The 23,580-nt window shown below is 66.8% G+C and carries 19 protein-coding genes; 13 read left to right on the top strand and 6 right to left on the bottom strand.

Annotated features, from left to right (window positions below):
• The first annotated feature begins 101 nt into the window (after positions 1–101).
• Genes J2X57_RS05730 through J2X57_RS05705 form a run of 6 tightly spaced genes read left to right on the top strand, consistent with a single transcriptional unit; the run spans position 102 to position 7,094 of the window.
• Positions 102–1,094: a MoxR family ATPase gene (locus tag J2X57_RS05730; RefSeq protein WP_036110165.1), complete on the top strand. Its 993-nt coding sequence runs from the start codon at positions 102–104 to the stop codon at positions 1,092–1,094.
• The gene (locus tag J2X57_RS05725; protein WP_309864805.1) at positions 1,091–2,011 is read left to right on the top strand and encodes a DUF58 domain-containing protein; all 921 of its coding nucleotides are present in this window, start codon (positions 1,091–1,093) and stop codon (positions 2,009–2,011) included. Before J2X57_RS05730 ends, J2X57_RS05725 begins: the two co-directional genes overlap by 4 nt.
• Before the next feature lie 20 nt (positions 2,012–2,031).
• Positions 2,032–2,520, top strand: coding sequence for a DUF4381 domain-containing protein (locus tag J2X57_RS05720; protein WP_309864803.1), 489 nt, complete (start codon positions 2,032–2,034; stop codon positions 2,518–2,520).
• A complete protein-coding gene (locus tag J2X57_RS05715; protein ID WP_043698355.1) occupies positions 2,513–3,493 on the top strand; it encodes a VWA domain-containing protein in 981 nt (326 codons plus the stop codon). The genes J2X57_RS05720 and J2X57_RS05715 overlap by 8 nt, the downstream gene beginning before the upstream one ends.
• Positions 3,490–5,412: a tetratricopeptide repeat protein gene (locus tag J2X57_RS05710; protein ID WP_043696070.1), complete on the top strand. Its 1,923-nt coding sequence runs from the start codon at positions 3,490–3,492 to the stop codon at positions 5,410–5,412. The genes J2X57_RS05715 and J2X57_RS05710 overlap by 4 nt, the downstream gene beginning before the upstream one ends.
• A gap of 2 nt (positions 5,413–5,414) precedes the next feature.
• Positions 5,415–7,094 carry a BatD family protein gene (locus tag J2X57_RS05705; protein WP_308851622.1) on the top strand — a complete coding sequence of 560 codons (1,680 nt, stop codon included), beginning with the start codon at positions 5,415–5,417 and terminating at the stop codon, positions 7,092–7,094.
• Here the strand turns inward: J2X57_RS05705 and J2X57_RS05700 are convergent.
• A complete protein-coding gene (locus J2X57_RS05700; RefSeq protein WP_308846166.1) occupies positions 7,091–7,603 on the bottom strand; it encodes an O-acetyl-ADP-ribose deacetylase in 513 nt (170 codons plus the stop codon). The two genes, J2X57_RS05705 and J2X57_RS05700, sit on opposite strands and share 4 nt — an antisense overlap.
• Before the next feature lie 77 nt (positions 7,604–7,680).
• Here J2X57_RS05700 and J2X57_RS05695 point away from each other — a divergent pair, with 77 nt between their 5' ends.
• The 3 genes from J2X57_RS05695 (at position 7,681) to J2X57_RS05685 (ending at position 12,490) form a co-directional block, all read left to right on the top strand.
• Positions 7,681–8,142 carry a MarR family transcriptional regulator gene (locus tag J2X57_RS05695; RefSeq protein WP_036110181.1) on the top strand — a complete coding sequence of 154 codons (462 nt, stop codon included), beginning with the start codon at positions 7,681–7,683 and terminating at the stop codon, positions 8,140–8,142.
• Between the two features lie 122 nt (positions 8,143–8,264).
• On the top strand, positions 8,265–9,392 hold the full coding sequence (locus J2X57_RS05690; protein ID WP_309864798.1) for an efflux RND transporter periplasmic adaptor subunit: 1,128 nt from the start codon (positions 8,265–8,267) through the stop codon (positions 9,390–9,392).
• A complete protein-coding gene (locus tag J2X57_RS05685) occupies positions 9,389–12,490 on the top strand; it encodes an efflux RND transporter permease subunit (RefSeq protein WP_309864797.1) in 3,102 nt (1,033 codons plus the stop codon). The genes J2X57_RS05690 and J2X57_RS05685 overlap by 4 nt, the downstream gene beginning before the upstream one ends.
• A 33-nt stretch (positions 12,491–12,523) precedes the next feature.
• On the opposite strand, the gene J2X57_RS05680 is transcribed toward J2X57_RS05685, so the two are convergent.
• The 3 genes from J2X57_RS05680 to J2X57_RS05670 all read right to left on the bottom strand — a co-directional run bounded on the left by J2X57_RS05680 (position 12,524) and on the right by J2X57_RS05670 (position 16,202).
• The gene (locus tag J2X57_RS05680; protein WP_309864795.1) at positions 12,524–13,966 is read right to left on the bottom strand and encodes a M20/M25/M40 family metallo-hydrolase; all 1,443 of its coding nucleotides are present in this window, start codon (positions 13,964–13,966) and stop codon (positions 12,524–12,526) included.
• 107 nt (positions 13,967–14,073) lie between these two features.
• Positions 14,074–15,444 (bottom strand): ATP-binding protein, encoded by a 1,371-nt coding sequence (locus tag J2X57_RS05675; RefSeq protein ID WP_052191523.1) that lies wholly within the window; start codon positions 15,442–15,444, stop codon positions 14,074–14,076.
• 44 nt (positions 15,445–15,488) lie between these two features.
• Entirely contained in the window at positions 15,489–16,202 is a 714-nt protein-coding gene (locus tag J2X57_RS05670; protein ID WP_036117065.1) for a response regulator, read from the bottom strand.
• Between the two features lie 146 nt (positions 16,203–16,348).
• On the opposite strand from J2X57_RS05670, the gene J2X57_RS05665 reads away from it, so the two are divergent.
• The 3 genes from J2X57_RS05665 to J2X57_RS05655 all read left to right on the top strand — a co-directional run bounded on the left by J2X57_RS05665 (position 16,349) and on the right by J2X57_RS05655 (position 20,842).
• Positions 16,349–16,648, top strand: a complete 300-nt coding sequence (locus J2X57_RS05665; RefSeq protein ID WP_051943277.1) for a hypothetical protein — start codon at positions 16,349–16,351, stop codon at positions 16,646–16,648.
• Between the two features lie 23 nt (positions 16,649–16,671).
• Positions 16,672–17,658: a helix-turn-helix domain-containing protein gene (locus J2X57_RS05660; protein WP_309865711.1), complete on the top strand. Its 987-nt coding sequence runs from the start codon at positions 16,672–16,674 to the stop codon at positions 17,656–17,658.
• 187 nt (positions 17,659–17,845) lie between these two features.
• A complete protein-coding gene (locus J2X57_RS05655) occupies positions 17,846–20,842 on the top strand; it encodes a TonB-dependent receptor plug domain-containing protein (RefSeq protein ID WP_043696051.1) in 2,997 nt (998 codons plus the stop codon).
• Between the two features lie 186 nt (positions 20,843–21,028).
• On the opposite strand, the gene mscL is transcribed toward J2X57_RS05655, so the two are convergent.
• The gene (gene mscL / locus J2X57_RS05650; RefSeq protein ID WP_036110199.1) at positions 21,029–21,439 is read right to left on the bottom strand and encodes a large-conductance mechanosensitive channel protein MscL; all 411 of its coding nucleotides are present in this window, start codon (positions 21,437–21,439) and stop codon (positions 21,029–21,031) included.
• Between the two features lie 73 nt (positions 21,440–21,512).
• On the bottom strand, positions 21,513–22,199 hold the full coding sequence (locus J2X57_RS05645) for a fumarylacetoacetate hydrolase family protein (RefSeq protein WP_309864791.1): 687 nt from the start codon (positions 22,197–22,199) through the stop codon (positions 21,513–21,515).
• Between the two features lie 122 nt (positions 22,200–22,321).
• Between J2X57_RS05645 and J2X57_RS05640 the strand changes: the two genes are divergently transcribed.
• Positions 22,322–23,578: an efflux RND transporter periplasmic adaptor subunit gene (locus J2X57_RS05640; RefSeq protein WP_309864789.1), complete on the top strand. Its 1,257-nt coding sequence runs from the start codon at positions 22,322–22,324 to the stop codon at positions 23,576–23,578.
• Positions 23,579–23,580: the final 2 nt, after the last annotated feature.

Raw genomic sequence — 23,580 nt, 5'->3', positions numbered from 1 at the left:
GGCCGCCTTTTTCGTTTCGTTCCCCGTGAACGACATCCGGGCCTAAACTTCCCGGCCTCTCTGTGGTCTCATCGGGGACTTCCACCGACACGAGAACCGCGATGTCCGAGACGCCAGCCGCCACGACCCCGCTCCAGGAGGCCTTCGTCCGCCTGCGCGAGGAACTGACCCGGGGCATCATCGGGCAACCTCACCTGGTCGAATGCCTGCTCATCGCCCTGCTGGCCGACGGGCACCTGCTGGTCGAAGGCGCGCCCGGTCTGGCCAAGACGACGGCCATCAAGGCGCTGGCGACGCGCGTGGAAGCCGACTTCCACCGCATCCAGTTCACGCCCGACCTGTTGCCCGCCGACCTGACCGGCACCGATATCTTCCGGTCGCAGACCGGCACGTTCGAATTCGAACGCGGGCCGCTGTTCCATAACATCGTGCTTGCCGACGAGATCAATCGCGCACCGGCGAAAGTCCAGTCCGCGCTGCTCGAGGCGATGGCCGAACGGCAGATCACCATCGGCCGCCGCACCTGGCCGCTGCCTGACCTCTTCATGGTGATGGCCACCCAGAACCCGATCGAGCAGGAAGGGACGTTCGCACTGCCCGAAGCCCAGCTCGACCGTTTCCTGATGCACGTGACCATCGGCTACCCGGACGCCGAGGCGGAACTCGCCATTCTCCGTCTCGCGCGTCAGCAGGCCCGCGAGGTCATGCATCCGGCGCCGCCACCGGCACACATGCTGCGCCCGGCGGACGTCTTCGCCGCGCGCGACGCGGTGCTCTCGGTACACATGGCGGCGCCGCTGGAGCTGTATATCACGCAGCTGGTCGTCGCCACGCGCGAGGCCGGCAAATACGGCGCGGAGCTGGCGCGCTGGATCGCCTGGGGTGCCAGCCCGCGTGCCACCATCGCGCTGGACCGCTGTGCGCGCGCGCACGCGTGGCTCGCCGGTCGCGATTATGTCCTCCCGGAGGATATTCATGCGATCGCCCACGAGGTGCTTCGCCATCGCGTGTTGCCGAGCTACGAGGCCGAAGCGGAAGGCGTGCGCGTGGATACGGTGATCGATCGCCTGCTGGACCTCGTGCCGCTGCCGTGAATGCCGCTGTCACCGACGTCGAAGGGCGCGTCCACGTCTCGCTCCCGGAACTGATCGCCCTGCGCTCCCGCGTCACGCGTGCACCTGCTCCCCAGGTCATATCGCGCGCTCCGCGACATGGCCAGCGCCCGGCGCGGCTGCATGGCCGGGGCATGGACTACGCCGAATCCCGCGTCTACCAGGCCGGTGACGATGTGCGCCGCATGGACTGGCGCCTGACGGCGCGAAGCGGTGTCGCGCATACCAAACTCTTTCAGGAAGAGCGCGAGGGACGCCTGCTGATCCTGCTGGACATGAACGCAAGCATGCGTTTTGGAACGCGCACGCGCTTCAAGTCCGTGCAGGCCGCGCGAGCGGCGGCGACAGCCGCCTGGTACGCACTGCGCGGCACGGAGCGCGTGGGCGTGCTTGCCTTTGGCGGACAACGCCAGGTCGTCAGGCCTCAGGGCGGAGCGCGTGGCGCGCTGACGGTGCTCGGTGCGATCGCCGCATGGGATGCGCTCCCCGCGGATGGCGATGAGTCGCTGTCTTCCGCGCTGCAGCGGGCGGGACGATTGATGCACGGTGCGTCGCGCGTTCTGTTGATCAGCGACGGATTCGCCGTGGACGAGGCCGCACGTGGCCGCATGCTCGGGCTGGTCGGCAAGGCTGAAGTCTCGGTGCTGGGCGTCGCCGATGCGCTAGAGCTCAGCGAACCGCCCGCCGGTCGCTACCCCTTCGCTTACCGCGGTACGCATTACGACATCGCCCTTCAGGGCGATCGACAGCGCGAGGAGTTCGCCCGCGGCCTCGGCGAAGGGCAGCGCAGACTGACCGCACTGGCGGGCGGTCTTGGCCTGCGCGTGCGCACGATCGACACCACCGACGATCCGCTCGACGCGGTCACCGCGTTGCTGGGTACGAGGAGGACGCGCTGATGCCGGATCAGGGACCCCGCTTGCGCGATGTTCACGTGCCGCACGTCTCCGCATGGTGGCCATTGGCACCGGGCTGGTGGGTGCTGGCCGCGCTGCTGCTGATCGTTGCCGCGGTGCTGATCCTGGCCTGGCGCAGACGTGCCGCGTGGCATCGGTACGTCGACGGCACGTTGCAGGAACTGCGTGACGCATCGCGGCGCCATGCGCAGGACGGCGACGCCGCGGCGTTCGCGACGACGGTCAGTCAGCTGATCAGGCGCGTGGCGCGCACGCGCGATCCACGAACCGTGACCCTGCGCGGCGCCGCGTGGCGTGATGCGCTGGCGTCGATGGCGCCCCGGCAGGATGTCACGCGCATCGCCGAGCTCGATGTCGCCTTGTACCGCCCCGCGGTATCGCTCGACGCATCCGTCGTGGCTCGCGACGCCGAGGCCTGGGTCCGCCAGGCGATGCGTCGCGACGCGCAGCGTCCGCATGCGGGGAGGGCGAAGACGCATGTCGGTGCCTGATTTCGCGTGGCCCTGGGTGTTCCTCGCGCTGCCACTGCCGTGGCTCCTGCGTCGCGTCCTGCGACCGGTGAAGCCAGCGCAGGCAATGAATCTTCCACAGCCCGGCCTGACGTTGATGCAGGCCGCCCGGATGCGTGCGCCATTCGCATCGACGTTGTTGCTGGCGCTGGCGTGGCTCTGTCTGGTCACCGCGGCGGCACGGCCGCAGCGACTCGGCCCGCCGGAGCCGCAGCAGCGCAGCGGGCGTGCGACGATGCTCGCCGTCGATCTCTCGGGCAGCATGGCGCTCGACGACATGCGCCTGGCAGGACGCACGGTGACGCGTTTCGCCGCGGTCGAAGCGATCGCGGGCGATTTCATCGACCGACGTGCGGGCGATGAGCTGGGGCTCATCCTGTTCGGATCGCAGGCGTACCTGGTGACGCCGCTGACGTACGATCTCGACGCGGTGCGCGCGCAGTTGCATGGCGCCGTCGTCGGCCTGCCGGGACGGGAAACCGCCATCGGCGATGCGCTGGCTGTCGCCGTAAAGCGTCTCGCCGACATGCCCGAGCAGGCGCGCGTCGTCGTCCTGCTGACCGATGGCGTGAACAACGCGGGGTCGATCGCGCCGCGCGAAGCGGCACGCGCGGCGAAGGCCGCAGGCGTTCGTGTCTATACGATCGGCATCGGTGCCACAGCGATGCGCGTGCCCGACTTTTTCGGCAGCCGCACGGTCAATCCGTCGGCCGACCTGGACGTAGGCATGCTGACCGACATCGCCAACCAGACCGGTGGGCGGTTCTTCCGCGCAACGGATACGGATGAACTGGCGAACGCCTATCGGGCCATCGACGCGCTCGAGCCGGTGCCGCAGCAGGGCGCCGCCCTGCGTCCGCATGTCGAACTGTTTCGCTGGCCTCTCGTCGTCGCGCTGGGTTTGCTCGCGTTGGCCGCGCTGCCTCGTTACCTGGGTGGGAGAGTGCGCGCATGAGCACCTGGATCGCCGACTTTCATTTCCTCGAACCACGCTGGCTGTGGTTGCTGATCCTCGTGCCCGTCATCGGGTGGATCGTGGGGCGTCGCTCGGGAGAGTCCCGCGCCTTGTCCCGGATCGCGGACCCCGCCTTGCTTCCGTATCTGCTCGACGGCAAGCCCGCGGCATCGCGCGCGCCGGTCGCGGCGGTGGTCGCGGCATCGTCGCTCGCCGTGCTCGCGCTGGCGGGGCCCACATGGGATCGCCAGTCGCAGCCGCTGTTCGCGGAGCGAGCCGGGCAGGTCGTCGTGGTATCGATGTCACCGGACATGCTCGCGAAGGATATCGTTCCGGATCGCCTCAGCCGCGTGCGTTACAAGATCCGCGAACTGTATGCCGCGAACAAGGACGGCATGAACGCGCTGATCGCGTACACGGGCGAGGCATTCATCGTGGCGCCGCTGACCACGGATGCGCACAGCGTAGACGATCTGCTCACGGCGTTGTCGCCCGACACCATGCCGGTGACCGGCGATGATCCGGGCAAGGCGATCGACATGGCGGCGGACCTCATCCGTCACGCGGATCTGCGTGGCGGGTCGATCGTTCTCGTCACGGATCGCGCCGATGCATCCGCCGCGTCGGCAGCGCGCCGCGCGCGCGCGGCCGGCGCAACCGTGTCGGTGCTCGGCGTCGGTACGACGCGTGGCGGTCCCGTGCCGACCGGGGACGGCGGTTTCCTGAAGGACGATCGCGGCGATATCGCGCTGGCTGCCCGTGACGACGCGTCCCTGTCCGCCGTGGCATCCGCCGGCGGCGGCCGCTTCGTTCCCGTGGCGGATGGCGGCTCCGACGTCGCGGCGCTCCGGGCTTTTCTCAGCGGCGACGGTGACGGGAAGGCCGTCTCCGGCGCGAAGGCAGGTGAGTGGCAGGATCGCGGACCGTGGCTGCTCCTGCCCGTGCTTCTGCTGGTGGCGCTGGCGTTTCGTCGTGGCTGGTTGCTCGTTCTGGCGATGGCCTGTCTGCCATGGTCGCCGCCCGCTCATGCGGATGGTGTGGCCGATGCCTTCCGCACGCGCGATCAGCAGGCGGCGCAGGCCCTGCGCGAAGGCGATGCAAAGCGCGCACAGGCGCTTGCACGCGATCCTGCCCTGCGTGGTGCGGCGGCATACAAGGCCGGGGATTTCGCGGCGGCGGAGGCGGCGCTCAAGTCAGGCAAGGACGGCGATTCGCAGTACAACCTCGGCAACGCGCTGGCGAAACAGCAGCGCTACGAGGATGCGATTGCCGCCTACGACCGTGCGCTGCGCATCGATCCGCATGACGAGGACGCGATCGCCAATCGCAAGGCGGTCGCGGATTACCTGAAGCAGCAGAAAGACGGTTCGAAGCAGCAGCAGGACAAGGGCGGCAAGCAGGACGCGAAGAACGGGGACAAGGATCAGCACGGCCAGTCGGGGCAGCAGGACAAGGGCCAGTCGTCCGGGCAGCAGGACGGCAAAGATAAACAGGACGGCCAGAGCGGGCAGCCGTCGGGCGCCGATGGAAAAGGCGAGGATGCGTCCGACAAGGGCACGCAGAACAAGGCAGGCGAAGGCGAGGGAGGCGACAAGGCGAAGGACGACGGCAAGGGGCAGGCGCCGCAGGGCGACGCTACAGCCAAGTCCGCCGCCGAACAGGCGCAGGCCGATCGCGCCCAGGCGGCGCTCAAGGAAAAGATGGATCAGGCGCTCGCCGGTAAGGCGGGGCAGCCGGATGCGAAGGACGACGGCAAGGGGCACGATCTGGGCGCATTGTCCGCCAGCGATGCCGCGTCGAAATTGCCGCCGGACGTGCAGCGCGCGCTGCTTCGCGTGCCGGACGATCCGGGCGGTTTGTTGCGGAGAAAGTTCATGCTCGAGTATCAGCGTCGTCATGGAACGGAGCTGGAGGAATGACGATGCATCGCCTGATCCTCGCCTTCCTTCTGATGTGCGTGCCCGTCGTCGTCCTGGCACAAGCCAGCGGGCCAACGGCCTCGCTCGACCGAACGACGATCGGCGCGGGTGAAACCGTCACCCTGAACATCGAAGTCGCCGACGACGCCGACCCGTCGCCGGACCTCGCGCCACTCATGCAGGACTTCGTGGTTCTCGGCACATCCACCAGCCATAACCTCAGCATCATCAACGGGCGCCGTGAGGCGCATACCGTGCTCGGCGTCGCGTTGCGACCGCGTCGCGAAGGTCGTCTGACCGTCCCGTCGCTGGTCATCGGTGGGCAGCGGACACAGCCCCTCTCGGTGGAGGTCAGCGCCTCCGCCGATAACGGCGCGGTACCGGCGGAGAAGTCCGTCGTTCTCGAGGGCAAGGCGGATCCCGCGCAGGTGTATGTCGGTCAGCAGATCGATTACACGCTGCGCCTGTACTTCGCCGTCAATCTGGCGGATGGACAGCTCGGCGATCCGTCGGCGGAAGGGGCCGAGGTCCGCCGTGTGGGGCAGGACGCGAACTTCCAGACCGTTCGCGGGGGCCGGCGGTTCAACGTGGTCGAGCGTCACTACGCCATTTTTCCCCAGCGCGCCGGGGCGCTGTCCATCCAGCCGCCAGCCTTTCAGGGCACGGCGGTGGATCCCACGGACGCCAATGCGTTCTTCGGCGCGGGTTCGCCCGTCAATGCCGTGGCCGAGCCCAGCGGCATCCAGGTGCGCGCGCGTCCGACCGCTGCGGCCAGCGGTGCGTGGATACCCGCCCGCGAACTCAAACTCGCCCTCGACGGTGTGCCATCCGATGGCAAGGCCCGCGTCGGTCAACCGCTGACGCTGACCATGCGGCTCGATGCGACGGGCATGCCGTTCGAGGCGCTGCCGGCGCTGTCCCTGCCGACGCTCGACGGCGCGGACGTCTATCCCGACAAGGCGGTTACCGGTGGCGGCGTCAGCGGGCCGTGGATCACGGGCCACCGGCAGCAGGGCTTTGCCGTGGTGCCAACGCGTCCGGGAACCCTGCATATTCCCGAGACGACGCTGCACTGGTGGAACGTGGTGACCGACAAGGCCGAAGTGGCGACGTTGCCGGCACGCGACATCGAGGTCGCACCCGCCAGCGGCGCGGCGGTGGCCGCCGCCGGAACCACGCCGGTCGCGCAAACGGTCCGGCCGGACGCTTCGTCAGCGGCGGGCTCTACGGTTGTCGAAGCCGGCTTGCCGTGGCGATGGCTGTTCTTCGGTGCGCTCGCCTTGTGGTTGGTCACCGTCGGTATCTGGGTGATCCTGCGCCGACGCGGAGGGGTCGCCGCGGCCGTGAGGCCGAACGAGGCGACGCTATCGACGACCCGCGAACGTCCGGCGCGTGAGGTTTTTCTCAAGAGTGTCGACGCCGACGAGCCTGCCGCCATCGAGCGCAACCTGCTTATCTGGGCGCGCGCGGTGCAGCCATCGATACGCTCACTGGGTGCGCTGTCGACCGCTCTGGCCCCGGGCTCACAACCGGTCGCGATCGCCGGTCTGCAGCGCGCACGCTTCGCTGGCGGCACGCTCGACCGGAGCGCCTTGCGGACGGCGTTCGCCAAGGGTTTCGTCTGGAAATCCGTCGGTGCCGCCGGCGACACGCCGGGCCTGCCGCCGCTCTACCCTCGCTAGGGGTTGAGCGCCGTCTCGTACGCGCGCGTCATCGCGGCACCGAACGTGCAGAAGATCACCTGCGCCGGCCTCCACGGCGCGCCGCGCAGGGTGTCGACGGCGACCCGGGCGGCCGCCTCGGGCGGGTAACCGTAGACCCCCGCGCTGATGGCGGGGAAGGCGATGGAGTCGATGCCGTGCTCCTTCGCCAGGGCCAGGCTGGCGCGGTAGCAGGCCGCCAGCAGCCCGGCTTCGCCGCGTGTGCCGCCGTACCAGACCGGTCCCACGGTATGAATCACGAAGCGCGCGGGCAGGTCGAACCCCGGCGTGATCCGCGCCTCGCCGGTGGGACAGCGAACGCCTCGCGGGCGTTCGGGGAGCGCACGGCAGGCCGCCAGCAACCGCGGCCCCGCGCCACGGTGGATCGCGCCGTCCACGCCGCCTCCGCCCAGGAGGGATTCGTTCGCCGCGTTGACGATGGCATCGACGGCCAGCGTCGTGATGTCGCCTTCGCGAATCGTGAAGCTCATGGCTCAACTCCTTGTGACGGCACGCCCGCAATTGGCTACGATGGCGCCTTGTCAGTTCTGTATTGTTTCAGAAGGTTATGGCCGACTCGCTCAAAGTTGAAGACATCTCGTTCGCCTATCTCATCAACGACGTGACCTTGCTCTTCCGCAAGCACTTCGATCGGCGGGCCGTGCGCTTTGGGCTGACGCGCGCGCAGTGGCGTGCCCTGAAGGCGCTTCATCGCCGGCCAGGCATGCGCCAGAACGAACTGGCGGAGCAGCTCGATATGGAGCCGATCGCCGTAGGCAGGGTCATCGACCGCCTTCAGGCCGCCGGTTTCGTGGAGCGCCGCGCCGACCCCAAGGATCGCCGCGCCTGGCGCCTGCACGATACGGAGCAGGCCCGCGGGGTGATCGACGACATGGAAGACATCGCACGCGGCTTGCGCCGGGATGCGACGCAGGGCATCTCGCCCGACGACCTCCAGGTCATGCTGGCCGTCATGGACCGCATGAAGGAAAACCTCCAGGGCCTCGATGGTCCCGGCGAGGAACTCTGAGCGCCGGGTCAACCTCGGTGCCGGATATGCGTTAGCTTTTACGGATAGCCCACCCGAAAAAAAACCATGTCCGCGTCATCGAGCGCGGCGACCGGAGCCTGAGGGTTCCGGCCGGAGTCCTCATGCAGCGATCCCCAGGGAAGAAACTCGTTCTCATCATCGGCCTGGTGGCCCTCGCCGCGGCCGGTGTGGGCGTATGGCGTCACGAGACGGGCGGCAAGGAGGCCCCGAAATCGCTCAACGGCAAGCAGGCATCGGCGGGTACGCCGGTCACCACAGCCGTCGCGCAGCGCGGTGAGATCGATCTGTCGCTCAAGCTCATCGGAAGGGCTGAGGCGTATTCGACGGTCAACGTGCGTTCGCGTGTCAGCGGTCAGCTCGATACGCTGGCTTTCACTCCCGGCACCCACGTGAAAAAGGGCGATCTCCTTGCCCGGGTCGATCCGCGTCCGCTCAAGGCCGCGCTCGACGAGGCCCAGGGCAAGGTGGCCAGCGACGAGGCTCAGCTGGCCAAGGCCGAGGCGGACCTCGGGCGTTACCAGAACATGCTCGGCAAAGGCTTCGTCAGTCGCGCCGATTTCGATCTGTACAAGGCCAACCTCGGCGTGGCCCGCGCCGCCCTCGTCAGCGATCGTGCCGCGGCGCGTGCCGCGCAGACGCAGCTCGACTTCACCACGATCTCCGCGCCCTTCGATGGTGTCACCGGTGCGCCTCTGGCCTATCCGGGGGCGACGCTTACCGCCGACACGACCGATATCGTGGTGCTCAATCAGGTCGATCCCATCCGTATCGCCTTCGCGATTCCCGAGGACAGTCTGGCCGCGGTGCGCAACAGCGCGCGTCGCGGCGCGCTTCCCGTCCAGGCGAAAATCCCCGGCGACACCGGTGGACCGCTGAAGGGCGAACTGGAGTTCATCGACAACGCCGTCGATGTCACGACCGGCACGATCGTCCTGAAAGCGCGTTTCGCGAATGCGGACGGCCGCCTCACCGCGGGCCAGTTCGCTGAAGTGACCCTGCCGACGACGCGGCTGACCGATGCCGTCAGCATCCCGGTGATCGCGTTGCAGAGTTCATCCGCAGGCACCTTCGTCTTCGTGGTCAAGGCCGACAAGACCGTGGAACAGAGACCCATCACGACGGGTGCGACGACCGCCGACCGGGTCGTCGTGGACAAGGGCCTGCAGGCGGGCGAACGCGTCGTCACCGAAGGTCAGCTGTTGCTTGTCGACGGTGCGCGCGTGCGATGAACCTGCCGGAGCTCTGTATCCGTCGTCCCGTCATGACCACGCTGCTGATGGCGGCGCTGGTGATCTTCGGCATCGTCGCGTACCCGAAGCTGCCGGTGAACGAACTGCCGAACGTCGACTTCCCGACGATCAACATCAGCGCGAGCCTGCCGGGCGCGTCGCCCGAGACGATGGCCTCGTCCGTCGCGACACCGCTGGAGGCGCAGCTGTCCACGGTCGCCGGCATCGACTCGATGAGCTCGTCCAGTTCGCTGGGCTCGACCACGATCACCGTGACCTTCGCCCTCGATCGCAGCATCGACGGCGCGGCTCAGGACGTGCAGGCGGCGATCTCCGCGGCGCAGCGCCAGTTGCCGCAGGACATGCCGACGCCACCCACCTACCGCAAGGTGAATCCGGCCGACGCGCCCATTCTGTTCCTCACCATGCAGTCGTCGACCTTGCCGCTGTCGACGGTCGACGACTACGCCGAGACCGAACTCGCGCAGCGCCTGTCGATGGTCGACGGCGTGGCCCAGGTCAACGTCTACGGTTCGCAGAAGTACGCGGTGCGCATCGCCGTCGATCCCGATCGTCTGGCGGCCACCGGTATCGGCGTCGATCAGATGTCTACCGCCATCGCCGCGGCCAACGTCAACAAGGCCACCGGCTCGCTCAACGGAAGTCGCCAGTTGCTGTCCATTCGTTCGGACGGCCAGTTGATGCGTGCCGCCGACTACGGGCAGATCGTGGTCGCTTACCGCAATGGCGCGCCCGTACGGCTTTCCGATATCGCCGTGCCACGCGACAGCGTGCAGGACGACCAGAAGGCCAGCTGGTTCAACGGCGTCCGTGCGATCACGCTGGCGATCCAGCGGCAACCGGGCGCGAATACCGTCGAAACGGTCGACCGGATTCTCGCGCTGCTGCCCGGTTTCTCCGAGACGCTGCCGCCGTCGGTCAAGCTCGACGTGATGTACGACCGCTCGGTGTCGATCCGCGACTCCGTGCACGACGTTCAGTTCACGCTGGTGCTGGCGGGTATTCTCGTGGTGCTGGTGATCTACCTGTTCCTCGGCAATGCGTCGGCGACCCTGATTCCGGCGGTCGCGCTGCCCATTTCCGTGCTGGGCACGTTCGGCGCGATGTTCGCGCTGGGCTACAGTCTCGACAATCTCTCGTTGCTGGCGCTGACGCTGGCCGTCGGCTTCGTCGTCGACGACGCCATCGTGATGCTCGAAAACATCATGCGGCACATCGAACTCGGCGAGACGCCCTACGAAGCGGCGATCAAAGGCGCGACCGAAATCGGCTTCACCATTTTCTCGATGACGCTGTCGCTGGTGGCGGTCTTCATCCCGGTGATGTTCATGGGCGGCATCGTGGGGCGTCTTTTCCACGAGTTCGCCGTGGTCATCAGCGTATCGATCCTGATTTCCGGATTCGTCTCGATCACGCTGACGCCCATGCTGTGCAGCCGTTTCGTCAAGGCGCACGACCACGACAAGCGCAGTGTCATCGTGGTCTGGTTCGACAAGGGCTTCAGCGCCGTGACCGATGGCTACACGCGCACGCTCGCCTGGTGCATGCGCCATCCGCGCACGGTGCTGGCGGTCTTCGCGCTCAGCCTCGTCGCCACCGGCGTCCTGTTCGTCGTCACGCCGAAGGACTTCATTCCGGCAGGCGACAGCGGTCAGTTACGTGTCACCACGGAGGGGCCAACGGATATTTCGTTCGCGGCGATGTCCGCGCGACAGAAAGTGCTGGCGCAGCTTGCGCAGGACGATCCGAATATCCAGGGTGTGATGTCGAGCGTCGGCGCCGGCGGTGCGCGCGCCACGGTGAACTCCGGCTCGCTGCTTCTGCGACTGAAGGATCCCGGCGACCGCGGGCATACGACGCCGGACGAGATCATTCAGGCGCTTCGGCACAAGTTCGCCGACGTGCCGGGTATCCGTACCTACATCCAGAATCCTCCGGCGATCCAGGTCGGTGGGCGCCAGTCGAAGGCACAGTACCAGTACACCGTGCAGTCGACCGATCTGAACGCGCTGTACGCGTGGTCCGGAAAGCTGGTCTCGGCGTTTCAGAAGCTGCCTGGTTTCCAGGATGTCACCACCGATCTGGACCTCAACAGTCCGTCGATGGTGGTGACCGTCAATCGCGACAAGCTGGGTCCGCTCGGCCTGACGATGGATCAGGTGCAGTCCGCCCTGGGCGATGCATTCGGTGAGAACCAGATCTCCACCATTTACGGCACGGCCACGCAGTACTGGGTGATCCTGCAGGTGGAGCGACGCATGCAGGACGACCCGGCGGTACTGTCGAAGCTTTACGTCACCTCGGACACCGGCAAGCTCGTGCCGCTGAATACCGTCGCGCAATTCGTGCGCAAGCCGCAGGTGCTGACCGTGAACCACCAGGGCCAGCTGCCCGCGGTCACGGTGTCGTTCAATCTCGCACCGGGTGTGTCGCTGAGCGACGCGGTGCAGAGTATTCAGCGCGCGACGGCTCAGATGAATCTTCCCGGCACGCTCAGTGGCAGCATCCAGGGCACGGCGCAAGCCTTCCAGGATTCGGTCAAGGGCATGGGGTTGCTCCTGCTGCTGGCGGTGTTCGTGATCTATCTCGTGCTGGGCATCCTGTATGAGAGTTTCATCCATCCGCTGACGATTCTCTCGGGTCTTCCCGCCGCCGCGGTCGGCGCGTTGCTCACGCTGGTGCTTTTCGGCGCGTCACTGGATTTGTTCGCCTTCGTGGGCATCGTGATGCTGGTGGGCATCGTGAAGAAAAACGCGATCATGATGATCGACTTCGCGCTTGAACGTCAGCGCGAGGGAGGCGTGGCTCCGCGTGAAGCGATCTTCGAGGCGTGCCGCGTGCGTTTCCGTCCGATCATGATGACCACGATGGCGGCATTCGCGGGAACGCTGCCGATCGCGCTGGGTATCGGTGCGGGCGCGGAGACGCGCCGTCCTCTCGGACTGGCCGTCGTCGGTGGCCTCGTGGTATCGCAGATCCTGACGTTGTACCTCACGCCGGTGATCTATCTGTACATGAACCGGTTGCAGGATCGGCTGGCGTCGCGGAAGCCGGCGCGACAAGCGCCGGCTGTGTAGGAGCGCGCCTGGCGCGCTCCTACATGGTCCTATTTAGTCGTGCGCGCCGTCTTTTGCGAACGCACCGGCCGCCGAACCGAAATTTCCATCCGCCTGCGCAGCCAGATACGCAAACGTCGCGTACACCGCCACGTTCTGCGCGAGCGCCTTCGGATCGATCTTGTCCAGCGTGTCGTTGGCGTTGTGGTGGTAGTCGAAGTAGTCGGTGCCGTCCTGCGTCAGCGAGAGCGCGGCCATGCCCTTGGCATGCATCTGCGACAGGTCGGATCCACCACCGCCGGGCCGGGCCGCGTCGTAAGTCACGCCGATCGGCTCGATCACCCTGGCGATCTGCTCGATCGCGCCGCGCGCTTCGGGCTTCACGCTGGCGCTCATGCGCCAGATGCGGCCGGCGCCGAAATCGGATTCGGTACCCAGCTGAAACTTCGCCACGTCTTTCGCATGCGCTTCGGCATAGGCGCGTCCACCCCACAGACCCATTTCCTCGTTGGCGAAGGCGATGACGCGGATCGTGCGATCAGGGCGCTGCGGCATGTCCTTGATCAGCTTCGCCGCGGCGGCGGCGATCGCCACACCCGCGCCGTCATCGATGGCGCCGGTGCCCAGATCCCACGAATCCAGATGTCCGCCGATGGCGACGACCTGATCCGGGTGCTTGCGACCGGTGACTTCAGCGATGACGTTGGAGCCTTCGTACGTACCCGCAAAGCCGACATCGAGGTCGAGCTTCAGCGTGACCGGCTTGCCTTCCTTCAGAATGCGCTCGAGCTGATCGGCGTCGGGCAGGGAAAGCGCGGCAGCCGGGATCGCGTCCTTCGGATCCTTGAAGCCGGTGACGCCCGTGTGCGGCGTACGGCTGTGCGGATCGGTCCCCGCCGAGCGCAGCAGGAACGCGGCGGCGCCCATCTTCGCGGCCAGGACCGGGCCGCCCGTGCGCGTGGCTGAGCCCTTGCCGTAGTCGTGGCCGTCCTTCTGCTGCTGCATGTGCGTCGAGACGTAGACGATCTTGCCCTTCACGCTGGCCGGGTCGGCGTTCCTGAACGCATCGAGGTCGTCGAAGCCGACGACTTCGGCCGTGAGGGCACCCTGCGGGGTGCCGGCGGAATAGCCCAGCGCGGTCAGAGCGAGCGGCTGCGGAAAGGGCGACACGACCGCTGCGTGCTCGCTGCGGCGCTGCCACAGCGGGTAGCTGACTTTCTCGGTGTAGACCTTGTCGAAACCCATGGCCTTGAACTTCGCGACGGTCCAGGCGACGGCGCGCGCGTCGGCGGCGCTGCCGGCCACGCGGGGACCCACTTCCGTGGTCAGGCCGGTCACGAATTCGTAGCCGGTGTCGTCGCTCATCGCGCGATCGCGCAAGGCGGTGGCGGCGGCGATCGCCTTGTCCGGAATGGTCGTCGCCTTGTCGGCGGCATGGACGGTGAAAGCGAGCGCAAGGCACGCGGCCAGCGTGTGCAGGCGGAAGATATGACGCATGGTGACCCCCGGGACGGTAAAGGTCGATTATGACCATGGCGCGGGGTGCGGCCGCGTAGGTCGAAAGTCATGGTCCAGCCGTCCGGACGGCTGGACGGCTCCCGAAGTTACGGTTGTGGCAGGCTCACCACCACGCGCAGACCGCCTTCCTTGCGGTTGCGCAGCACGATGCTGCCGCCGTGATCGAGCACGATGGCGCGGACGGTGGCGAGGCCGAGGCCGATGCCGCCGGTGTCGCGGTTTCGCGAGGATTCCAGACGGAAGAACGGCGCGAAGACCTGTTGCTGCATGGCCTCGGGAATGCCCGGGCCGTCGTCATCGATTTCGAGCAGGCATTCGCCACGGACGGTGCGCAGGCGCATGCGCACCCTTTGCCCGTACTTGATCCCGTTCTCGACGAGGTTGACGACAGCGCGGCGCAGCGCCACCGGATCGCCGTCGAGCGTCACGGGCGGCCCGGAGAACACCGCCACGTCATGTCCCACGTCGACCAGGTCGTCGCTCACGCTCTCGACCAGCAGCCGGAAATCCAGCGGCTGGCGTTGCGTGCCCAGCGAGCGGTCGCGCATGAAATCGAGCGCGGCGGAGATCATCGTCTTCATCTCCTGGAGGTCGCCGTCCACCTTGGCGCCGAGCGGGCCGGGCAGGCCGTCGAGCCGGAACGACAGGCGCGTCAGCGGCGTGCGCAGGTCGTGCGCGATCGCGGCGATCATGTGCGTGCGCTCGTGGAGCAGACGATTCACGCGCCCCTGCATGCCGTTGAAGGCATCGACCGCGCGACGCATCTCGGGCGGTCCCTCACGCGGCACCGGCGGCGCGCTGGTGTCCGCACCCAGACGCTGTGCCGCCTCGGCGAAACGATGGATCGGTGCCGACAGCGCCCGGGCGAACCACCAGGCGAAGGGCAGCAGCACCAGCACGCTCACGCCGAACAGCAGGAACAGCTCCTGCTGAAGCATGGAAGGAAAGGGCTCCACGGGCACCGAGGCGACCCGCCATCGGCCATCCGCCTGTCGCCACCCGACCAGCGACCCCGCGCCCATGCTGACGCGCATCGCGCCGGGGTGGCGGTCCATGCCGCTGTCCACCGCATAGACGCGAAGGTCATCCTGGGCGACGCGCAGAAGGCCCGCCAGTCGCGGAAGGAGGTGTGCCGACAGGCGACTGTCGGAACCGTCCGGGGGCGTGGGCGCGTCGGCCTGGGTGCGCACATCGAGGTCGGCGGGGTTGGGCGGCATGAAGTCCATGCCGGGCGGGCCGCGGCGGTCGTCGCCGGGCAGCATGGCGGTGGCCTGGCCGTCGCGCGGCGCGGAGCCGGGCGGCCTGCGGTCGTCGAAGTCGCGCTGGCCGAACGGCGCTCCGTCGTTCCGCAGGGCGGCCGCCACGTCGAAGAGGCTCGCCATGGGCGGCAGCGTCGGCGGACGGAGGACGAGTACGCCCACCCCGATGCCGGAGGCGATCAGCAGCGCGCACACCATCAGCAGAAAGCTGCGGGCGAAGATCGACAGACCGGGACGTCGCGTCACAGGCGGGTGACCTTCGGCAGGAGCATGTAGCCCTCGTTGCGCACGGTACGGATCATTTCGTCCTGCGCGCGGTCATTCAGTTTGCGCCGCAGCCGGCTGATCTGCGTGTCGATGGCGCGGTCGAACACGTCCGCGCGGCCCCGGTGAACGAGGTCGAGCAGCTGATCGCGGCTCAGGATGCGTTGCGGGTGTTCGACGAAGGCGCGGAGCAGGGCGAACTCGCCATCGGAAAGATTGATGAAGATGCCGGTCGGATCGCGCAGGTCGCGCCGCGTCAGATCGAGGCGCCAGCCGGCAAAACCGTAAGGACGGATCTCCTCGGCGGGTGAAGGCGCGTCCTGGCTGCTGCGCCGCAGGACCGCACGCACGCGGGCCAGCAGCTCGCGTGGGTTGCAAGGCTTGGCCAGGTAGTCGTCGGCGCCGACTTCCAGCCCGATGATCCGGTCGGTATCGCTGCCCAGCGCACTCAGGATGATGACCGGCGGGCCCTTCTCGGCGGCGAGGCGCCGAGCGGCGCTCAGGCCGTCCTCGCCCGGCATCATCACGTCGAGCACGATGAGGTCCGGTCGCTCGCGTTCGATGGAGAGCGACATCTGGGCGACGTTTTCGGCTGCGTGCACACGGTACCCGTGACCGCCGAGGAAATCGGTGATCAGCCCGCGCAGTTCGGGATCGTCATCCACGACGAGGATGAGTGACTGAAGGTCCATGGTCATGCTGCTTTAAATACCAGACCAGTCTACGAGGCGTTTGTCCCCGCGGCAAAACAGCCGACACAAAGCGGACACAAAAGGACATTCCCTCGTGACGGAAGCCACTTAGCGTGTGCAGACACCGCACACCACTAAGGATGGCCATGAAACCGTTCAACGCGCTGCCTTCGCTGCTCTTCTCCTTCGGGATCGCCCTGGCCGCCGCGGCGGTCGCCCAGGATCGGCCGCCCGGTCCCCCGGACGGTCGCCAGGCGCACCGCGACCCGAAGGTCGAGGCGGCGCTGGACGATTGCTGGAACGAACTCGGTGGCGAAGAGGACGACCCGGTGCCGCCGGACCTCATGGCTCAGTGCATGGATGAGAAGGGATTCAAGCGGCCTGTCGGGCCGCCCCCCGGCCCGGACGGCGCACCTCCGCCGCCTCCGCCTCCCCCCGCCTCATAACCGGAATGACCGCCTTGTCGTCCATGTCGTATGCATTTCCTCCGCTGTCGCGCTCCGATGACGGTATCGAAAACAACCGGCTGCTTGCCCGGCGTTTCTGGCAGGCCTTTGTCGAGCGGGCACCCAGCCGCTTCGAAACCAGCACGCTCGTGGACGGCTACGCTGGCGATCGCCTGCGCCTGGGCGCGTTCCGGCACACGCCGCACGTACTGACCGAGGCGGCGCTTCCGCGCGAGCATCGTCAGGCGGTGCTGCTGACCTTGCAGCTCGACGGACGGGCGCGTGTCGAGCAGCACGGGCGCCACAGCGACCTGGCCGGCGGCGATTTCTGCCTGATCGACCTGTCCCAGCCCTTCCGGCTGGAACTGGGGCGTTGCAGCGTCCAGTCGATCCATCTTCCGCTGTCGGTCCTGCGCGACGCCATCCCACGCCTGGACGACGTGGCGGCGGTCGGGCTGCCCGGGCACCTGGGTCCCGTGGGCTACCTGCGTGTCCTCTTCCAGGAAATGTTCGCGCATCCCGCGGGCCTGTCCGAACCGGTAGCCGACCGGCTGGCCGATGCGATTCCCCATATGCTTGCCGCCGCGCTGGAATCCGTGGACGCGAGTGAATCGTCCCCCTCGCGCCTGCGGCAGTACCACAAGCGTCAGGTGCGTCAGTTCGCCCGCGAGCACCTCGCCGATCCCGAGCTGTGCATCGACATGATCGCGAAGGGTGTCGGTCTCTCGGCCAGTCATCTGTTCGAACTGTTTTCCGACGAAGACCTGACCCTCATGCGCTGGGTTCGACTCGAGCGCCTCGCACGGTGCCAGCGCGAACTGGCCGATCCCCGCCTTCGTCATCGCGGCATCGCGCAGATCGCCCACGCCTGGGGCTTCGGCGATATGACCAATTTCAGTCGCTGCTTCCGCGACCATGTCGGTACGTCACCGCGTCGTTTCCGTCAGGCCGCAATGGTCGGGGCGTTGCCGCCGGTGGATCGTTCGGACGTCCAAACGTCCGACGAATGACCGAATGATGCGGCAGTTTCCGCCGTATGGATGCAGGTTCTTAACACTAAATTGAAGTCGTGGCCCCGTCGGCCACGCATCGACGAAGTCATAAAACGAATCACACGTCACGGGCAGTTGGGGAAGGCGCCTTGCCAGGGTGCCGGCCTCGTGGCGTCGCGCATCCTAAATTTCGGGGAGTTTCCTAGTGAAGAATTCGACATCCATCCGCCTGAGCCGGATCAGCCTCGCGCTGGCCCTGGCGCTGGGCAGCACCGTGGCCATCGCGCAGTCGACCACCGGCAGCATCTTCGGCCAGGCGCCCGTCGCCGAGGGCGAGTCGGTCCAGGTCAAGAGCACCTCGGGTGTGACGCGTGAAGTCGCCGTGGGCAGCGACGGCCGTTACACGGTGGGTTCGCTGCCGCTCGGCAGCTATACCGTATCGCTCATGCAGGGCGGCAAGGTCGTCGACACGCGCAGCGACGTCGGCCTTCGTGTCGGTTCCGGTACGGAAGTGTCCTTCGCCGCGGCGTCCGGCGACGCGACGAGCCTGAGCTCGGTCACCGTGTCGGCCAACGCGCTTCCCGCCATCGACGTGTCCAGCGTCGACGCACGCACCGTCATCACCTCCCAGCAGCTGGCGAAGCTGCCGCTGGCGCGTAGCGCCGAAGCGATCGCGCTGCTCGCGCCGGGCGTCGTTCCGGGTTACAGCGGCTTCAAGAGCGGTACCACGGGTGGCTCGCTCGTTTCGTTCGCCGGCTCGTCGGTCACCGAGAACGCCTATTACCTCAACGGCTTCAACACCACCGACCCGCTCAGCGGCTTTGGCGGCATCAGCCTGCCCTATGGCGCGATCGATCAGCAGGAAATCCTCAGCGGCGGCTACGGTGCGGCTTACGGTCGCTCGGACGGCGGCGTGATCAGTCAGAGCGGCAAGCGCGGTACCAACGAATGGCACTTCGGTGCGCAGGTTCAGTGGACACCGGCGTTCGCGCAGGGCGTGAGCCCGAGCTCGTATTACGTGACCGGTGCCAACGCGGGCAATCTCTACCGTCGTTATTCCGACAACAAGTCTTGGGAAACCACCGAGAGCGCGTATGTCGGCGGCCCGCTGATCAAGGACAAGCTGTTCTTCTTCGCGGCGGTCGAAGGCGACAAGAAAGCCGGTAACAGTGTCGGTCCCGCGACGTCGTCGTACAACACCGATTACGAGTACAACAATCCGAAGTGGTACACCAAGCTCGACTGGAACATCAACGACAACAACATCCTCGAGCTGACCGGCGCGTCGACGAAGACGTCGTACAAGGGTAATGAGTACGACTACGACTACGCGACGAACCAGACGGGCGATCTGAACAGCTTCGACACCTCGACCAAGAACAGCGCCCGGGTCTCGATCGCCAAGTACACGAGCTACATCACCGACGATCTCACGCTGACCGCCATGTACGGCAAGCAGAAGATGACGTACTTCAGCCAGACCCCGGGTTACGACCCGTCGCTGGAGTACATCAGTGGTTCCGAGTTCGAGAACCCGGCGATCACCGGCGGCAATTCCATCGTCAATTCTCAGACGGTGCTGACCGCGAACGATCCGAACCACCGCGCCACCAGCAGCAACCTGCGCGTCGACCTGGCGTGGAAGATCGGCGATCACACGATCACCGGTGGTATCGACAACCTCAACTCGCACGACGTCGACGATGGCGAGACCGGCTCGGCCTGGATCTACGGTTACGGCGATCCGGCGACCAACATCAGCGACAGTCCGTACGTCGCCGCGCCGAGCACGGGTGCGGGCGGTCAGGACGGCTACTACGTATCGAAGTACCTCTACAGCACCTCGGCGTCGGTGCGCGTGAAGCAGCGCGCCCAGTACATCGAAGACAGCTGGCAGGTGGACGATCGCTGGCTGGTGAAGATCGGCCTGCGCAACGACCAGTTCACCAACTACAACCCGAGCGGTGAAGCCTTCCTGCGCATGACCAAGCCGCAGTGGGCGCCGCGCCTGGGCTTCAGCTGGGACGTGAACGGCGACTCGTCGCTGAAGGTCTATGCGAACGCCGGTCGTTACTACCTCGCCATGCCGGCGTCCGTCGCGCTGCGCGCCGCCGCCGGTTCGCTGTACACCAACGAGTACTACACCTACACGGGCATCGATGCTAACGGCAATCCCACCGGCCTGACCCAGCTGGCCTCGTCCACGGGTGGCGCGGTGTCGGCCAATAACGAGTACGGCACACCGCCGGACGCGAAGACCGTGGCCTCCAGCAACATCAAGTCCGAGTACCAGGATGAATACATGCTGGGCTTCACCCAGCAGATCAACGCGGACTACGTCTGGGGCATGAAGGGTCAGGTGCGCAAGCTGCGTAACATCCTGGACGACATCTGCGACACCACCACGATCGCGAGCAAGGCGCAGTCGCTCGGCTACGACGTCGACGCCTCCACGCTCAACGGTTGCTACCTGTCCAATCCGGGCCGCAGCAACACATACCGCATCGTCAACCCGGCCGGCGGTTACTACAGCGTCTCGGTCTCCGCGGCCGACTTCGGCATGCCGAGCGCCAAGCGTAGCTACTACGGTCTGGAGACCTTCCTCGAGCATCCGTTCGATGGCAAGTGGCAGGCCAAGATCGACTACGTCTACTCGAAGAGCTACGGCAACACGGAAGGCCAGGTGCGCTCGGACATCGGCCAGACCGACGTATCGGCGACGGTCGACTGGGACTTCGGCAAGCTGATGGAAAACTCCAACGGTCTGCTCTCCAACGACCGCACGCACCAGCTGAAGATCTACGGTTCCTGGCAGGCGGCACCGGAGTGGATGCTCTCGGGCAACATCGCGCTGATGTCGGGCACACCCAAGACCTGTATCGGTTACTACGGCGCGGATGAGAGCAACCCGGTCGGTTACGGCAGCTATTACCACTACTGCGGTGGCGTCGCCTCGGCACCGGGGGACGCGGGTCGCCAGCCGTGGCAGCACATCATCTCGGTCTCGGCGGAATATCGCCCGATGTGGGCCGACCAGAAACTTGGCTTCAATGTCATGGTCTATAACCTGCTGAACGAGTCGGTGCCGACGTCGACGTATGCGATCTATGGCAGCAGCAAGGCGCTGAACACCAACTACGACCGCATCAACTACTTCAGCACGCCGCGCTACGTCCGCTTCGGTATCAATTACGACTTCTGATCGACCGATCCAAAACCATTCCAACAATAAGCGCCGCGAGTCTCCCGACTCATCTCCCGCGGCGCAACGTTCTCCCCGGATCAGGCCGCCGAGCTCCCACTCGGCGGCCTTTTTTTTTTCCAGACAGCAAAAAGGGACGAGGCAAGCCGGACATGCCGGTCACCTCGTCCCTCCGAAAGCGCGGAATCAGACGCGCGGCGGCTGCTGCCTGAGCAGGTCGCGGATTTCCGTCAGCAGCACCACGTCGGCGGCCGGTGCGGCCGGCTTGGCCTCTTCGCGATGCGTCAGGCGGTTGATCGCCTTGACCACCATGAAGATGGCGAACGCGATGATGACGAACTGGATCAGTACGTTGATGAACACGCCGTACTGGATCGCCACTTCGGCGGTCTTGGTGGCGGCGTCGGCGGGTTTGAGCACCCACTTCCAGTCTGAAAAGTCGATGCCGCCGATCAGCCAGCCGATGGGGGGCATGATGATGTTGTCCACCAGCGAGGTGACGATCTTGCTGAACGCCGCACCGACCACAACACCGACCGCGAGGTCGATGACGTTGCCGCGTAGTGCGAACTTCTTGAATTCCGCGACGATGCTCATCGTGGGTTTCTCCTTCTGGGTCTGGGCGTCGAACGTAAAAAACTAACGTTCCGGATGTCAGGACTTTGCGAAGTCAGACCACGCGACCTTCGAGCGTGGCGACGCCTTCGAGGGTCGCACGGAAACGATCGCCGCGCAGCAATGCCGATACACCGGCCGGTGTACCGGTGTAGACGATGTCGCCCGCCTTGAGCTCGAACAGCTTCGACAGCGCCGAGAGGATCGCCGGGACATCGAGCAGCATGTCGCCGAGGGTGGCCGCCTGCCGGGTCTCGCCGTTGATCTCCAGCGAGATCCGCGTCGCGGCGGTCGGCGTGACCTCCGAGGCGGGAACCAGAGCGGAGACCGGTGCCGAATGGTCGAAGGCCTTGGCGACGTCCCACGGCGAGCCCTTGGCCTTGGCCTGGGCCTGCAGGTCGCGGCGGGTCAGGTCCAGACCCACGCCGTAGCCCCAGACCGTGGCGGCGGCCTGCTCGAGGGTCAGGTCCGTACCGCCCGATGCCAGCGCCACGACCATCTCCACTTCGTGGTGCAGATCGTGGGTGACGGAGGGGTAGGGCACGTCGGCCCCGTCGGTGACGAGGGCATCGGCGGGCTTGGTGAAGAACATCGGATTGGCCGTGTCGACCGACGCGCCCATCTCTTTGGCGTGGTCGGCGTAGTTACGGCCGATGCAGAAGACGCGACGGACCGGGAAACGCTCGCTGCGCCCGGCGACGGGGATGCTCGGCTGGGCCGGCGAAGGGATGACGGTATTCATGGGCGCCAAGACTATCAGGTGACACCTGTCACGGCAGATGACTGATGGGCGGAAGTGGTGCACGGTCCGCCCGGATCGCATGATCTTGCCGACGATCCGTATCGCCAGGGGACCACGGGGACATGAACTCGAACGCCGAGCTGCTGCGGCAGCTGAAGATCGACAAGTCGCACAGGGAATCCCGAGGGGGTGGGAACGGCGGCGCCACGAAGATCGCGCTGATCGTGCTGGCCGTTCTCATCGGCCTGCTCGCCCTGGGCGGAGCGGCCTGTGCGTGGCTCGCGCAGCGGCCTGTCGAGGTGACGGTGGCGACCGCGATCGCGCCGGCCGGCGCCGCGGAAGCCGGGGCGGTGCTGCAGGCGACGGGCTATGTCACCGCGCGGCGCCAGGCCACGGTCTCCGCGCAGATCACCGGGACGCTCACGGAGGTGCTGATCGAGGAAGGCGACCGGGTGAAGAAAGGCCAGGTGCTGGCGCGCCTGGAAGACAACGCCCTGCGCGCCGGCCTCGATGCCAACCGGGCGAACGCGGCGGCGGCGCGCGCCAGCGTGGTGCAAAGCCAGACCCAGCTCGAGCAGGCACTGCGCGACGCCGATCGGCAGGAGGCGCTGGTCGGCCGGGGCCTGGTCTCCAGACAGATCGCCGAGCAGGGACGTACGCAGGCCAACACCTATCGCGCCCAGCTCAACACGGCGCGTCGCCAGGCCGACGCCGCGGATGCTCAGGTCAGTGTCGGCCAGGTCAACCTCGACTACACGGTGATCCGTGCGCCGTTCGACGGCGTGATCACCGACAAGGCGGCGCAGGTCGGCGAGATCGTGTCGCCGCTTTCGGCGGGCGGCGGTTTCACCCGTACCGGTGTCGGCACCATCGTCGACATGGATTCGCTGGAGATCGACGTCGACGTCAACGAGGCCTATATCGGCCGGGTCAAAGCCGATATGCCCGCCGAGGCGGTGCTCGACGCCTACCCGGACTGGAAGATCGGCGCACATGTCATCGCCATCGTGCCCGCGGCGGATCGCGGTAAGGCCACGGTGAAGGTACGCGTCGCCCTGGAATCGAAGGACGTGCGGATCGTTCCCGACATGGGCGTGCGCGTGTCGTTCCTCGAGCGCCGGTCGGAGCCGGTGGCCGACGCACCCAAAGGCGTGCTCGTCCCGGCCGGCGCGCTGGCGCGTCGCGACAACCGCGACGTCGTCTTCGTCGTCGCGGGCGACAAGGCGATGCGTCACGACGTCACGCTCGCCGCACGCAACGACGGCGAGCAGCGTCTGGTGACGCAGGGCCTCGCCCCCGGTGACAGCGTCATCGTGACTCCGCCCGACTCGCTCACCGATGGTGCCGCCGTCCGCGTCGCCACCCGCCCTTCGCCCTGATA

Origin of the sequence: Luteibacter sp. 1214, from assembly GCF_031455395.1 — a bacterium.
GTDB lineage: Bacteria > Pseudomonadota > Gammaproteobacteria > Xanthomonadales > Rhodanobacteraceae > Luteibacter > Luteibacter mycovicinus.
The sequence above is the reverse complement of the archived record's forward strand: the minus strand, read 5'-3'. Positions and strand labels throughout refer to the sequence as shown.